The organism is Streptomyces fodineus, from assembly GCF_001735805.1.
In the GTDB taxonomy this organism is placed as follows: Bacteria; Actinomycetota; Actinomycetes; order Streptomycetales; family Streptomycetaceae; genus Streptomyces; species Streptomyces fodineus.
The window spans coordinates 3,733,365-3,747,348 of record NZ_CP017248.1 but is presented as its reverse complement, the minus strand read 5'-3'; the positions used below and the strand labels follow the sequence as shown (position 1 = coordinate 3,747,348).

Sequence of the window (13,984 nt, the reverse complement as noted above, 5' to 3'; positions counted from 1 at the left end):
ATGGGTACCCAGAACCCTAGCGTGCCCCCGCACGCCCAGGCCCGCCTTGCGGGCAACAAACACCCGAACCGGCGGCCCGGCACGGCCCACCGCTCCGGTGGACTCCAGCACGACAACTCCCGTCACACCACACGCTTCACAGTGGTCGGCAACCACCTGGCCCAGCACAGGGAACTCTCGCTCCTCGCGATCGGGCTCGGCGTGCACCTCCAGTCGCTGCCGCAGGGCGCGCCAGCCGACATCAAGACCCTCGCCGCCCGGTTCCCCGAGGGAGCCACCCGGATCGCCGCCGCGCTGCGCGAGCTGGAGGCCCACGGCTACCTGCGGCGCGAGCGCCACCGCACGCCCACCGGCCACATCGTCACCCGCACGGTCTCCTGCAACCAGCCGGCCGCGGCCCGCCACCCCACCGTAGTCCCCGGCCGCCCGCGGACCCGGGCGGCGGAGACATCGCAGAGGTGGGAGGTTTGCGAGGACAGCACGCCGCGCCGGACGCGCGAGAAGCCGGTTCCCCGCAAACCGCTCCCCGCCGTGCCGAGCCCCGCGTTCGCCGCCCCCGCGCTCCTGGAAGCCGCCGCCGGCCTCCTCGCGGGCCTCCACAGCCACGACCCCCGGCTGCTCCTCTCAGCCCGCGATACGGCCCACCTTGCCCCCGGCGTCGCCGCCTGGCTGGAGCGGGACGTCGCCCCCGCCGCCGTACGCCGTGCCTTGACCGCCGACCTGCCGCCGGAGGGCGTTCGACGCCCCGCGGCGCTCCTGGCGCACCGGCTGACCGCCCAGCTACCGCCTCCGCCGCCGTTCCGGGCGCCGGCCGTCCCGCAGCCACCCCGGCACCCGATGCGGAACTGCGACGGCTGCGACCGCGCCTTCCGCTCACCCGACCCCGGAACCCGCTGCCGGGACTGCCGAACCGAACTCCAGGAGGCCGCCTAGCATGAACGTGACGATCCTTGCCCCTGGGCACAGACGACGAGGAGCGAGCGCCATGACCATCGCACCCGACAACGCGCAGCAGGGCGCCTCCCACGTGTACCGGGCCATGCGGGACTTCGTGCAGTCCATGGACGACACGCTGCCCGGCAAGTTCGAGATCACCAAGGAAGGGATCGTCCACGACATGATGTCGCCCGTGAAGCAGCACGAGCTCACCGTGCTGCGTCTCCGGAAGCGCCTGGAGAAGGTCATGCCGGAGGAGATCGTCGCGCACACGGGTGAACCGGATGTGGAGGGCGAGCTCCAAGGGATCATGCGCCGTCCCGACGTCATGGTGATCGCCGAGGAGGACATGGAAGGGGACGGGACCTTCGATCCTCGTACGCTTCTCGCGGCCGTCGAGATCGTCTCCCGCTCCAACCCGGACAATGACTGGGTCGGAAAGATGCGCGACTACCCGCTGCTCGGCATCCCCGTCTACGGCGTGTTCGATCCGCGCACCGGTACCGGTGCCGTATTCACGGACATCCACTCCACCCCGGACGGCCCCCGCTACGCCACCCGCAAGGACTTCGTTTACGGCGAGGACGTCACCATCGGGGAGTGGACCATCCCGACGAGCGGCCTGCCTCGCTACCAGGACGACGAAGCGGAAGAGACCGAGTCCTGAGGGAACCGATTCGGAAGCGCGAGAGTTAATTTCGGTCACCTTCGCTCGTACCTTGCTCTCCGACTTGACCATCCCCCTGACGATTCCGGGATCGTGCTCTTAAAGATCCAGGCGTAGAGTGATCACGGGGTTGAGCATGGCTGTTTCCAGACCGCAGACGCGTCAGTTCGAGGCGTTCATGACGAACCTGTCCTACGCCCGGCGGATGGTCGAGGCGGGTCGGATGCTCACGCCTTTTCGGTCACCCACGATCGACATCGACGACTTCTATCGGGCGGCCTGGGTCCAGGCCGTCGGTGCCATCGACCACTGGCTGCACGAGGAGGTTCTGCGCCGGGTGGCCGAACTGACCATCAGGGACAGCCCCGAGATGCCGCACCAGTTGCGGATGTACGAACTGCCGCTGCACCGGGTCGAAGCGGTTCGGCGGGGGGAGGTCACGCTCTCCGAGGCCGTCGTGGAGCACCTGCGCGACAAGCTGGCCGTGCAGGCGCTCCAGCACCCCGGCAAGATTTCCGAGGTGCTCAAGCTGGTGACGGAGAAAAAGGTCTGGTTCGAGGCGGCGGGGTGTATCAATCAGCACTTCTTCCAGGGGCGGACCACGTTCAACGAGAAGAAGCTCCGCGGCCGGTACCTGGAAATCACCCAGCGCCGCAACAAAATCGCGCACGACGCCGACCTGATCGACGGGGATCTCAAACAGCGCCGCCCGATCGACGAGGCGGAGGTTACGGACGCCATCGACTGGATCGAGCGGATCGCCCTGGCCATCGCCCACGTACTCGACGACGAGGGATGACCGGCCGGGGCTCGGCGAACCGCCCGGCCGCCTCATAGGGTGGTCCCATGACGGAACTGCCAGCCCGGCGTCTGCTGCTGGTGCACGCGCACCCGGACGACGAGTCGATCAACAACGGCGCGACCATGGCCAGGTACGCGGCCGAGGGCGCGCACGTGACCCTGGTCACCTGCACCCTGGGGGAGCGGGGCGAGGTCATCCCGCCCGGGCTGCGGCATCTGACGGGGCCCGCGCTGGGCGCGCACCGGCGCGGTGAGCTGGCCGAGGCCCTCCGTGCGCTGGGCGTGCGCGATGCCCGGCTGCTCGGCGGAGCGGGGCGGTACGGCGACTCCGGGATGATGGGCATCGCGGACAATGCCGACCCGGGCTGCTTCTGGCAGGCCGATGTGGACCAGGCCGCCGGGCATCTGGTCGAGGTGATCCTGGAGGTCCGGCCCCAGGTCCTCGTGACGTACGACGATCGCGGCGGTTACGGCCACCCGGACCACATCCAGGCCCACCGCGTCGCCATGCGCGCCGTCGAGCTGGCGGACGAGCGCGGGCACCGGATCGACAAGGTGTACTGGAACCGCGTCCCGCGCTCCGTCATCGAGGCCGCCTTCGACCGGCTCCAGGACGAGCTGCCCGCGCTGCCGTTCGAGAAGAGCGCCACCACGGCCGACGTACCCGGCGTGGTCGACGACGAGCGCGTCACCACCAGCGTCGACGGCACCGCCTTCGGCTCCGCCAAGGCCGCCGCGATGCGCGCCCACGCCACCCAGATCGAGGTGGCCGAGCCGTACTTCGCGCTCTCCAACGAACTGGCCCAGCCGCTGTTCACCACCGAGTACTACGAGTTGGTGCGCGGCGAGGCGCGGCCCGGGGAGACCGACCTGTTCGCGGGGATCGAGGCGACGGCATGAGCGACAACGGTCCCGGCTCCCTGCTCGCCCAGCCGCTGCAACGCCCCTCGGCCGGACGCGCCGCCGCCTACGCAGGCCTCTTCCTGCTCGGCGCCGTCATCGGCCTCGCCGGGACCCTCGTGCAGGCCGCCTGGTTCCCCGGCGGGCTGCTGCTCGCCCTCGCGGGCGCGGCCGGGGTGTTCCTCGGCGGGGCGTACGCCACCGGCGGCCGGGGCGGGGCGGTCGCACCGGTGGCGGGCTGGATCGTCACCGTCATCCTGCTCACCACCTCGCGCCCGGAAGGCGACTTCCTGTTCGGCGCCGGAGGCGGCTCCTACCTCTTCCTGTTCGGCGGTATGGCGCTCGCTGTGATCTGCGCCACCCTCGGTGCCGGACGGCAACCCGGTGGTGGTCCTGCCCGACTTGGCAAGTGACGTACCACTTCGCCGTGCGGCGCACGTGCGAGTCCGGTGTGGGTTTCCTCGGCGGTCATGGGATGCGCGCCAGAGGTGGCCAGTATGGTGGTGCGCGCCGCCGAGCCGCCCGCGAGGTCGATACGGGCGGCGGAGCCAACCGGGAGAACCTGCCTTGAGTCGTGAAACTGACACTCCGTCCTCCGGGCCCAACGGGCGCGGTGGAGCCGCGTACCCCTCCGGCACGCCGCCGTACGGGACCCCCATGGCTTCCGACGACGGTACGGACGCGGGCCGTTCCGCCACGCGCCCGGAGGAGAAGAAGACCGAGACCACGCTGACGACCCGGATCCGGATCAACATCCCCGGATCCCGGCCCATTCCGCCGGTCGTCGTGCGCACGCCCGTCGCGGACTCCGACGGCGCCGCGGACGAGGCGCCCGCCGCCCCGCGGCCCGCCGCCGACCGGACGGCCGCCGCCGCCGACGGGCCGGCCGCCGACTCCGCGGGCGAGGCCCCGGAGAAGACCAGCGACTGGTTCGCGCCCCGCAAGTCCTCCGCCGGCAAGGGCGGTCCGGGCGGCGGCGGCACGAACGGGGCCGGAATCTCCACCGGTTCGACGCCCGCTTCCGGTGGGTCTGGCACCCGTTCGGGTGGTTCGGGAGCATCCGGCGCGTCCGGTACCACCGGCGCACGCTCCGGCGGCCGTCCCGGCGGTGTGGTCGGCTCCATGAGCGTCCCGGGCGCCTCCCGCTCGGGCTCCACGAGCGGCAAGGGCCTGCCCGGCGCCACCGGCGGCCCCGTCGCCCCCGGGCACGGCGGCGGCACCGGCTCCTTCGACGTGACCGAGGCGCTGAACGCGGGCCCGCTGGGCGGCGGCTCCCGCCCCGGCGCGTCCGGCGGCGAACCGCGCCGCGACGACCTGCCGTACTTCTCGGAGAACGGCGGCCAGGACGGCTTCGGCGGCACGGGCACGTCCGGTGACGGCCTTGCCGGGGCTACGGGCGCAGACGGTCGGAACGGTTTCGCCGGTACCGGCGCGGCCGGCCCGAACGCCCGCGACGGCTTCGGCGGTACGGCGGGCCCGAGCGGAGGGAACGGCCTCGGCGGCCCCGGTGGTCCCAGCGGCTTCAACGGCCCGAGCGGCCATGGCGGTCCCGGCGGCCCGCAGGGCCCGGCCGGCCCCACCAGCGGCCCGGTCACCGGCGACGGCCCCCTCGTCCCGTCGGCCGGCGACCCCTTCGACGGCCTGTCCGGTCCCGGCGGTTCGCCCGGTACGGGCGGTTACGGCGGCCAGGGCGGCAAGCCCCGCCGCAGCGCCCTCGCCGACATCGCCGACCTCGAAGGCTCCGGCGCCTCGGGCGGCCCGGGCGGTCCGGGCGCCGGTCCCGGCGGCGGCCCCACCGGTCTCGGCCCGGGCGGCGGACTCAGCGACGACACCGCGATCCTCACCCCGCAGAAGCCGGCCCCCGAACCGGGCGCCGGATACCGAGCCCCGGACAACGTCTCCGGACACACCGTCACCAGCGGCATCCCGGTCGTCCCCGGCGCCGGCGGCTCCCCGTTCGGCGGCGCCTCCTCCGGCGGCCCGGCCCCGCAGACCCAGTCCGGGCCGCAACCGGCCGCCGCGCCCAAGGCGCAGGCCAAGCCGAAGAAGAAGGGCCGCAGCAAGCTGGTGCTGCTGGGCGCCGGCGTGGTCGTCGTCGTGGGCGGCGCCTACTGCGCCGGGCTGCTGATGAACCACACCGACGTGCCCAAGGGCACCACGGTCCTCGGCGTGGACATCGGCGGCGGCACCCGTGACGACGCCGTCAAGAAGCTCGACGACTCCTTCGGCGGCCGGGTGAACAAGCCGCTGAAGCTCGCCGTGGGCGGTCGGACCGTCACCCTCACCCCGGAGAACGCCGGTCTCCAGTTCGACTTCCAGGCCACCGTGAGCCAGGCCGCGACCAGCGACTACAACCCGGTCCACGTCATCGGTTCGCTCTTCGGACAGAAGCGCGTGATCGAGCCCGACATGCCGGTGGACGAGGAGAAGCTCCAGGCCGCGCTCCAGCAGGCCGGCGGCGGCTCCGGCTCGGTCGTCGAGGGCGGCATCGACTTCAAGCCGGGCCAGGCGGTCGCCGTCTACGGCAAGGCGGGCAAGGCCATCGACGCCGCCCAGTCGACGAAGGCGGTCGAACAGGCCTACCGCACCCTGGTGGAGACGGACACGGCGGCCCCGGTGACGGTCCCGACGACGACCAAGCAGCCGACGGTGTCGAACGCGGCGGTCGACCAGGAGATGAAGCTGTTCGCGGAGCCGGCGATGTCGGCCAAGGTGACGGTGTCGGCGGGCGCCGGGCACGTGGTGCTGATGAGCCCGGAGAAATCGCTCTGGAAGTTCCTCAAGGTGGTGCCCACTGCGGACGGCAAGCTGGTCGACAAGCCCGACCTGAACGCCCTGAAGCAGCTCTACGGCGGCGCCTTCGACGGCGTGCTCATCACCCGCGGCAACGGCAAGAAGACGCCGGTCACCCCGCAGGACGTGTATGTCTCCCTGCGCCAGGCGCTGATGAGCAGGACCAACCGGGTCGCGGTCATCTCCACCAACCCCAACTAGCCGAACACGACAGGGGGCGCCCACGGTTCGCCGCGCGCCCCTCGGCCGTGCCTGTCACCCGATCCGCATGACATCTGTCATCCGGCACTCAGGACCCCCGACACTGCCGGGTCAAGGGCCCTCGCCGCGAGCATGGATGCCATGACGACAACTGCGGCACCGGCCACCACCACCCCGGTGGTCGGCTTCGACCAGGTGACCAAGACGTACGGGAGCGTGCGGGCCGTCGACGGGCTCTCGCTCCAGCTGTACCCGGGCGAGACCGTCGCCCTCCTCGGCCCGAACGGGGCCGGCAAGTCCACCACCCTCGACCTGCTCCTCGGCCTCAAGCACCCCGACGCCGGCACGGTGAGCCTCTTCGGCGGCACCCCCCGGGAGGCGATCGTCACCGGGCGGGTCGGGGTGATGCTGCAGAGCGGCGGCCTGATGGACGAGGTCACCGTGGCCGAGCTGGTGAAGCTGGCCTGCTCGCTGCACCCGAAGCCGTACAAGGCCGCGGACGTGATGGCCCGCGCCGGCATCGCGCAGATCGCCGACCGCAAGGTCAACAAGCTCTCCGGCGGCCAGGCCCAGCGTGTCCGCTTCGCCCTCGCCACCGCCGGCGACAGCGACCTGATCATCCTGGACGAGCCGACCACCGGCATGGACGTCTCCGCCCGCCAGGCCTTCTGGGCCACCATGCGCGAGCAGGCCGACCAGGGCCGTACCGTCCTGTTCGCCACCCACTACCTCGAAGAGGCCGACGCCATCGCCGACCGGGTCCTGGTGCTGCACCGCGGCCGGCTCCTCGCCGACGGCACCGCCGCCGAGATCAAGGCCAAGGCGGGCGCCCGCCGGGTCTCCTTCGACCTGGAGGGCGCCATCGACGAGGCCGCCCTGCGCGCCCTGCCGTTCCTCACCTCGATCGACGTATCGGGCCAGACGGTCCGCATCCAGTCGTCCGACGCCGACGCCACCGTGCACGCCCTGTACGGCCTCGGTGTCTACCCCCGCAATCTCGAAGTCGCCGGCCTCGGTCTGGAGCAGGCCTTCGTCGCCATCACGGAGGCCGAGGAGGCCAAGCAGTCATGAACGCCCTGATCAAGCTGGAGCTCGTGCGCGCGTTCCGCAACAAGAAGTTCCTGTTCTTCTCGGTGCTCTACCCCGCCATCCTCTTCCTGATCTTCTCCAGCAGCTCCGGCTCGAACGAGAAGGTCGACAGCACCGGCCAGACCGTCGCCACCTACCTGATGGTCTCCATGGCCTCCTTCGGCGCCCTGACCGCCGTCCTGATGGGCAACAGCGAGCGCATCGCCAAGGAGCGCGAGAACGGCTGGGTACGGCAGCTGCGGCTGACCCCGCTGCCCGGGCGCGGCTATGTCCTCGCCAAGACCGCCAGCGCGGCCGTGGTGAGCCTGCCGTCGATCATCGTGGTGTTCCTGGCCGCCGCCGCGATCAAGCACGTCCACCTGGACGCCTGGCAGTGGCTCGCCCTCACCGGGGTCATCTGGGCCGGCAGCCTCGTCTTCGCCGCGCTCGGCGTCGCCCTCGGCTACGTCGCCTCCGGTGACGCGGTCCGCCCGATCACGATGATCGTCTACTTCGGGCTGTCGATCCTCGGTGGCCTGTGGATGCCCTCCACCAGCTTCCCGAAGATCCTCCAGGACATCGCGAAGTGGCTGCCCACGCACGCGTACGCTGCACTGGGGCGGGCGATCGAGCAGAGCCAGGCCCCGCACGCGACGGACGTCGCCGTCCTCGCCGTCTACTTCGTCCTCTTCGCGGGCGGCGCGGCCTGGCTGTACCGGAAGGACACGCTGAAGGCGTGAGCACGATGACGGAAGACCCGCAGGCCCGCGAGCGGCGGCCCGAGCACCAGGTGCGGATCGGCCAGGGCCCGCGCAACCGGCGCGAGCTGATGGTCAAGACGCTGTGGATCGGGGTCTGGCTGATCTTTCTCAGCTCCCCGGTCCAGGACCTGACCAGCGGCCGGCACACCACGGCCGGCACGGTGGCCGGCGCGCTCGGCCTGACCGCCTTCGTCGTCACCTACCTGTCGCTGGTCTTCCGGAACATGGGCCGGCCGTTCACACCGCGGGTCGTCGTCTCGATGATCTCGGTCCTCGGCGTCCTCGCCCCCCTCCTGGCCTACACCCTCGGCCCCGCCTGGCTCGGCCTGTTCGTCTACCTCTCGGTCGCCTGCGGGGCCACCCTGCCGGTGCGGGCCACGTACTGGGCGATCCCGTCGACGGGCGTCGTGATGTACCTCGTCGGACGGCACTGGGACCAGAAGGCCGACAACAGCCTGGTCCTCGTCGTCCTCATCGGCTTCGCGATGGTCGGCGTCGGCCAGCTCGTCCGTACGACCGTCGAGCTGCGCAAGGCACGGGCCACCGTCGCCCAGCTGGCCGCCAACGAGGAGCGGCTGCGGCTCGCCCGCGACCTGCACGACCTGCTCGGCCACTCGCTCTCCCTGATCACGCTGAAGAGCGAGCTGGCCGGCCGGATGCTGCCCGACCACCCCGACAAGGCGGCCCAGCAGGTCGCCGACATCGAGCAGGTCAGCCGGCAGGCGCTGGTCGACGTGCGCGAGGCCGTCACCGGCTACCGGCGCCCCCGGCTCGCCGCCGAGCTCGCCGGCGCCGAGGTCGCCCTGACCGCCGCCGGTGTCATCGCCGAGGTGCCCGCCGAGCCCGACCTCGACGGCGTCCCCGAGGAGTCCGAGTCCGCGCTCGCCTGGGCGCTGCGCGAGGCCATCACCAACGTGGTCCGGCACAGCGGCGCCGACAGGTGCCTGATCCGGCTCACCCACCGCCAGACCCTGGACGGCGCGATGCTCGAACTCTCCGTCGAGGACAACGGATCCGGCGGCAGCGGCGGCATCCCCGGCAACGGCCTGACCGGCCTGTCGGAGCGGCTGGAAAAGGTCGGCGGCGCCCTGGAGGCGGGCCGGATCAAGCACGGGTTCCGGCTGGTCGCCCGCGTCCCGGCGGCCCCTGCGGGGGACGTAGGATCCGGGGCATGACGAGCACGATCAAGGTCCTCCTCGCCGAGGACCAGTCGATGGTCCGCGAGGCCCTGGCCGCGCTGCTCGGTCTGGAGGACGACATCGAGGTCGTCGCCCAGGTCGCGCGCGGGGACCAGGTGCTGGCGGCCGTCGACGCGCACGGCGTGGACGTGGCGCTGCTCGACATCGAGATGCCCGGCTGCACCGGCATCGAGGCGGCCACCCAGGTCCACCGGGAGTTTCCGCAGGTCAAGCTGGTCGTACTGACGACCTTCGGGCGACCCGGCTATCTGCGCAGCGCCATGGAGGCGGGCGCCGACGCCTTTCTCGTCAAGGACGCCCCGGCCGCCCAGCTCGCCGAGGCGATCCGCAAGGTGCTGTCCGGCGAGCGCGTCATCGACCCCACGCTGGCCGCGGCGGCCCTCGCCGAGGGCGCCAACCCCCTCACCGAGCGCGAACGCGAGGTCCTGCGCGCCGCCGCCGACGGCTCCACCAACGCCGAGCTGGCCAAGACCCTGCACCTCTCCCAGGGCACGGTCCGCAACTACCTCTCCACGGCGATCCAGAAACTCGCGGTACGGAACCGGGCGGAGGCGGTGCGGATCGCGCGGGAGAAGGGGTGGCTCTGAGGGGTCAGTTGAGCATGGCCCGCGCGGTCTGCGCCTGCTGCCGTACTTTCCGTGCCTCCGACTCGTCGACGACCTCGATCAGATCGGCGTAGGTGTCCATTTCCTTCGCACCTGATATGAATTCCCCCTGCTGTACGAGCAGTTGCCCGCGCTCGTAGCGCAGCCGTGCCGGATGCGAGGGCACCAGCAGCGCCAGCTCCACGGCCCGCAGGGCGACATCCGACCGCTCCGGCCGGGCCGAGGCCCACGCGCGGATGTTGTTCAGGATCCGCTGGACGACCTCCAGCGGCACCGCGGGCTCCAGCATCGAAGGCTCCAGCGGTGTCCCCGTGGCCCCCACCACGAGCATCTCGGCGTCGCTCCCGGTCAGCACCCGCCCCCCGTCGAACGGATCGGCCAGCACCTGCTCCTGCGCCGGGCCGAACCCGACCACGAAGTGCCCCGGCAGCGCGACCCCGTACACCGGGGCCCCCGCCCGCCGCGCGACCTCCAGCCACACCACCGACAGCAGGATCGGCAGCCCGCGCCGCCGCCGCAGCACCTCGTGCAGCAGGGAGGACTCCAGCCGCTGGTAGTCGGCGGGCGTCCCGTGGAAGTCGTAGCGCGCGCCGAGCAGCCGCCGTACGGCCTCCGCCCACGCCTGCGGCCCACCCGGCCGGTACGGCAGCTCGCCCGCGAGCCGGTCCAGCTCCACCTGCGCGGCATCGATCCCGGCCTCGTCCAGCGAACCGTCCCCCTCGGCGCCGATCAGCAGACACAGCGCCGAGAGATCCGGCCGCTCGGACCGCACCTCCTCGGCGAACCTGCGACGCAACTCGGCCGACCGCTCCGGCGGAGGCGGATACGGCGGCGGCAGATACGGGTGACGCATGCCAGGCTCATGCCCTTTCACAGCGGGTTCTACGACCGGTTCACACCGGTTCTACGACCGGCGCGGCGGCGGATACGGGGGGCGCATACCAGGCTCATGCCCCTGCACAGCGGGTTCTACGACCGCAGGCCCCGCACACGATCCCCACACCGACCCCCACCCATCACGGACCCCGGGCCCCCTCGGCCCCACTCCGGCCTCCGGGTCTCGAGTGCCGGATTTTGCCGGGTTCGGTCGGTGGGCGGAGTCCGCAGCCTCGCCCCGGTCCCCAGCCGTGCTCGCTTCCCGGTCCCGAGGTGCCGGGCCTCGCCGGGTCCGGCCGGTCGGCGGAGCCCGCCGCCCCGCCCCGCGGCCGTGCCCGACTCCCAGTCCCCAGCATCAAACTCCTTCAGGTCCGCCGGCCGGCGGAGTCTGCGCCCCCGCCCCCGCCGTGCCCGGCTCCCGGTCTCACTCGTCGGAGTCTGCCGTAGCCGGGTGGTCGGTGGGGGCTTCGTTCGGTGCGCGGTAGTGGTGGTAGGTGTGGTGCGGTGTGAAGCCCAGTGCGGTGTAGAGCGCGCGGGCGCTGTCGTTTTCCGTTTCGACCTGCAGCCAGGCCGCCGACGCGCCCTCGTCCAGGGCCCGGCGGGCCAGCGCGGCCATCACCTCCGTGGCCAGGCCCTGCCGACGGCGTCCGGGATCCACCTCGACCGCCGCGAAACCCGCCCAGCGCCCGTCCACGACACACCGCCCGATCGCCGCCGGCGGCTCGCCCTCGCCGCCGGGCACGGTCGCGAACCACACCGACGGGCCGGCGCAGAGCACCCGCAGGGCCACCTCGCTCACCCCCTTGCGCTGGTAGCGCGCGAGCCAGGTCTCGTCCGGCCGCCGGGACAGCGTCACACCCGTGCCCTCGGCCCGGTCCGCGACCGGCGCCAGGGCAGCGGTCCACACCTCGGCGGTCACCTCCCGTACCCAGCCGCGCCGCTCCAGCTCCGCGCAGAGCAGCTCCTGCGTGCCCTCCGCTCCGGTGGCCGTCTGGACGTAGGCGGGCAGCCCACGTTCGCCGTACCAGCGTCGTACGGCCGCAAGGGCCGCGTCGAGGGGCAGGCCGGGGTCGCCGAGCGGCAGCACGCTGTTGGCCCGCCGCGTGAACCCGCGGGCCGCCCGCAGTTCCCACTCCCCGAGCCGCTCGGTCTCCAGCGGTCGCCAGCCGTGCGAGGCGACCCGCGCGAGTTCCTCGTACGAGGCGGCCGGCCCCCGGCGGCGCGCCGGAGCGGCCGGTACGACCTTGCCCGCGACCAGGGCAGACTCGGCGATTCGGACACTCTGCCCGTCCCGCCGTGTGATCATGAGCACGCCGCCGTCCCATGATGTGAGAACACCCACCGTGTCGGTGAACTTCTCCCGTGCCGTTCCAGGTTCGCTCAAGCGCCGTACAGAGACGCGTTTTCCCACGTCAGCGGGGGTGATACTGACTTCCAGACGTCCTGCCGCCGAGATTTCCACTGGTCAGTTCACCCCTCCTGTTCGGATCATGCTCCGGAACGGAGATACTAGGGGCGGGCATCGACGACGCCGCGCTCCCGCGCGCCAGGCGGCGGAGCCTGAGGAGGCCCGCCAGCGCCCTATCGAGGAGGAACGACAGCGTGACCTACGTCATCGCGCAGCCTTGTGTCGACGTCAAGGACAAGGCGTGCATCGAGGAGTGCCCGGTCGACTGCATCTACGAGGGCCAGCGGTCCTTGTACATCCACCCGGACGAATGCGTCGACTGTGGTGCCTGTGAGCCGGTCTGCCCGGTCGAGGCGATCTTCTACGAGGACGACACTCCGGAGGAGTGGAAGGACTACTACAAGGCGAACGTCGAGTTCTTCGACGAGCTCGGGTCTCCCGGCGGCGCCAGCAAGCTGGGGCTGATCGAGCGCGACCACCCCTTCATCGCCGCGCTCCCGCCGCAGGGCGAGTGACGACCCTCTAAGCGCCAAGCGGCCGTCCGCAACTGCGCCGCCTCGGTCCCGTACGGCCCGATCACCCCGATCACCGCCGCACGGGACCGAGGCGTTTGCCGACACCGTACGAAAGTGAGCCTGATTCCCTTGTCTGCAGTCTCCGACCGGCTCCCCACCTTCCCCTGGGACAAGCTGGAGCCGTACAAGAAGACGGCCGCCGCGCACCCCGACGGGATCGTCGACCTCTCCGTGGGCACCCCGGTCGACCCGGTGCCCGAACTGATCCAGAAGGCCCTGATCGACGCGGCCGACTCCCCGGGCTACCCGACCGTCTGGGGCACCCCGGCGCTGCGCGACGCGATCACCGGCTGGCTGGAGCGCCGCCTGGGCGCCCGCGACCTCACCCACCGCCATGTCCTGCCGGTCGTCGGCTCCAAGGAGCTGGTCGCCTGGCTGCCGACCCAGCTGGGCCTCGGCCCCGGCGACAAGGTGGCCTACCCGCGCCTCGCCTACCCCACCTACGAGGTCGGCGCCCGCCTCGCCCGCGCCGGCTACGAGGTCTACGACGACCCGCGCGAACTCGACCCCGCAGGCCTGAAGCTCCTCTGGCTGAACTCCCCGTCCAACCCGACGGGCAAGGTCATCCCCCGGCAGGACCTGACGGACATCGTCGCCTGGGCCCGTGCCCACGGCATCCTGCTCTTCTCCGACGAGTGCTACCTGGAACTGGGCTGGGAGGCCGACCCGGTCTCGGTCCTGCACCCGGACGTCAACGGCGGCTCCTACGACGGCATCGTGGCCGTCCACTCCCTCTCCAAGCGCTCCAACCTCGCCGGCTACCGCGCGGCCTTCATCGCCGGTGACCCGGCCGTCCTCGGCCCGCTGCTGGAGATCCGCAAGCACGGCGGCATGATGACCTCCGCGCCGACCCAGGCGGCGGCGGTGGCCGCCCTGGGCGACGACACCCACGTCCACGAACAGCGCGAGCGCTACGCCGCCCGCCGCGATGCACTCCGGGCGGCTCTGCTGTCCCACGGCTTCCGCATCGAACACAGCGAGGCCAGCCTCTACCTCTGGGCCACGAGGGACGAGTCCTGCTGGCAGACGGTCGCCCACCTGGCCGGCCTGGGCATCCTGGTCGCACCGGGCGACTTCTACGGCGAGGCGGGCGAGAGGTTCGTACGGGTCGCGCTGACGGCGACGGACGAACGGATCCAGGCGGCGGTGTCCCGCCTGACGGTCTGACCCCGCCTCACCGCCCGCAAGACGAAA

The 13,984-nt window shown here is 72.1% G+C and carries 14 protein-coding genes; 12 read left to right on the top strand and 2 right to left on the bottom strand.

Going from position 1 to position 13,984, the window contains the following annotated elements:
* The 10 genes from BFF78_RS15370 (at window position 1) to BFF78_RS15325 (ending at window position 9,913) form a co-directional block, all read left to right on the top strand.
* Entirely contained in the window at window positions 1-933 is a 933-nt protein-coding gene (locus tag BFF78_RS15370) for a helix-turn-helix domain-containing protein (protein ID WP_193433471.1), read from the top strand.
* Window positions 934-985: 52 nt separating this feature from the next.
* A complete protein-coding gene (locus BFF78_RS15365) occupies window positions 986-1,603 on the top strand; it encodes a Uma2 family endonuclease (protein ID WP_069778876.1) in 618 nt (205 codons plus the stop codon).
* A 118-nt stretch (window positions 1,604-1,721) separates the two neighbouring features.
* On the top strand, window positions 1,722-2,402 hold the full coding sequence (locus BFF78_RS15360; protein ID WP_227025836.1) for a hypothetical protein: 681 nt from the start codon (window positions 1,722-1,724) through the stop codon (window positions 2,400-2,402).
* 47 nt (window positions 2,403-2,449) lie between these two features.
* Window positions 2,450-3,304, top strand: a complete 855-nt coding sequence (mshB, locus tag BFF78_RS15355) for an N-acetyl-1-D-myo-inositol-2-amino-2-deoxy-alpha-D-glucopyranoside deacetylase (protein WP_069778874.1) — start codon at window positions 2,450-2,452, stop codon at window positions 3,302-3,304.
* A complete protein-coding gene (locus BFF78_RS15350; RefSeq protein WP_069778873.1) occupies window positions 3,301-3,717 on the top strand; it encodes a DUF6113 family protein in 417 nt (138 codons plus the stop codon). The genes mshB and BFF78_RS15350 overlap by 4 nt, the downstream gene beginning before the upstream one ends.
* 154 nt (window positions 3,718-3,871) lie before the next feature.
* Window positions 3,872-6,298, top strand: coding sequence for a hypothetical protein (locus tag BFF78_RS15345; RefSeq protein WP_069778872.1), 2,427 nt, complete (start codon window positions 3,872-3,874; stop codon window positions 6,296-6,298).
* A 141-nt stretch (window positions 6,299-6,439) separates the two neighbouring features.
* Complete coding sequence (locus tag BFF78_RS15340; RefSeq protein WP_193433470.1) at window positions 6,440-7,369, top strand: ABC transporter ATP-binding protein; 930 nt, start codon at window positions 6,440-6,442, stop codon at window positions 7,367-7,369.
* Complete coding sequence (locus BFF78_RS15335; protein WP_069778870.1) at window positions 7,366-8,106, top strand: ABC transporter permease; 741 nt, start codon at window positions 7,366-7,368, stop codon at window positions 8,104-8,106. Before BFF78_RS15340 ends, BFF78_RS15335 begins: the two co-directional genes overlap by 4 nt.
* A 5-nt stretch (window positions 8,107-8,111) precedes the next feature.
* Window positions 8,112-9,302 carry a sensor histidine kinase gene (locus BFF78_RS15330; protein WP_069783585.1) on the top strand — a complete coding sequence of 397 codons (1,191 nt, stop codon included), beginning with the start codon at window positions 8,112-8,114 and terminating at the stop codon, window positions 9,300-9,302.
* Window positions 9,299-9,913: a response regulator transcription factor gene (locus BFF78_RS15325; RefSeq protein ID WP_069778869.1), complete on the top strand. Its 615-nt coding sequence runs from the start codon at window positions 9,299-9,301 to the stop codon at window positions 9,911-9,913. The genes BFF78_RS15330 and BFF78_RS15325 overlap by 4 nt, the downstream gene beginning before the upstream one ends.
* 4 nt (window positions 9,914-9,917) lie before the next feature.
* Here BFF78_RS15325 and BFF78_RS15320 read toward each other — a convergent pair whose 3' ends face one another.
* Together BFF78_RS15320 and BFF78_RS15315 are read right to left on the bottom strand one after the other, a co-directional pair.
* On the bottom strand, window positions 9,918-10,784 hold the full coding sequence (locus tag BFF78_RS15320; protein WP_069778868.1) for a transglutaminase family protein: 867 nt from the start codon (window positions 10,782-10,784) through the stop codon (window positions 9,918-9,920).
* 447 nt (window positions 10,785-11,231) lie between these two features.
* The gene (locus BFF78_RS15315; protein ID WP_069778867.1) at window positions 11,232-12,269 is read right to left on the bottom strand and encodes a GNAT family N-acetyltransferase; all 1,038 of its coding nucleotides are present in this window, start codon (window positions 12,267-12,269) and stop codon (window positions 11,232-11,234) included.
* A gap of 140 nt (window positions 12,270-12,409) precedes the next feature.
* Between BFF78_RS15315 and fdxA the strand changes: the two genes are divergently transcribed.
* Together fdxA and BFF78_RS15305 are read left to right on the top strand one after the other, a co-directional pair.
* Window positions 12,410-12,730, top strand: a complete 321-nt coding sequence (fdxA, locus tag BFF78_RS15310; protein WP_018561461.1) for a ferredoxin — start codon at window positions 12,410-12,412, stop codon at window positions 12,728-12,730.
* Window positions 12,731-12,859: 129 nt separating this feature from the next.
* Complete coding sequence (locus tag BFF78_RS15305; RefSeq protein WP_069778866.1) at window positions 12,860-13,957, top strand: bifunctional succinyldiaminopimelate transaminase/glutamate-prephenate aminotransferase; 1,098 nt, start codon at window positions 12,860-12,862, stop codon at window positions 13,955-13,957.
* The last annotated feature ends 27 nt before the right edge of the window (window positions 13,958-13,984 follow it).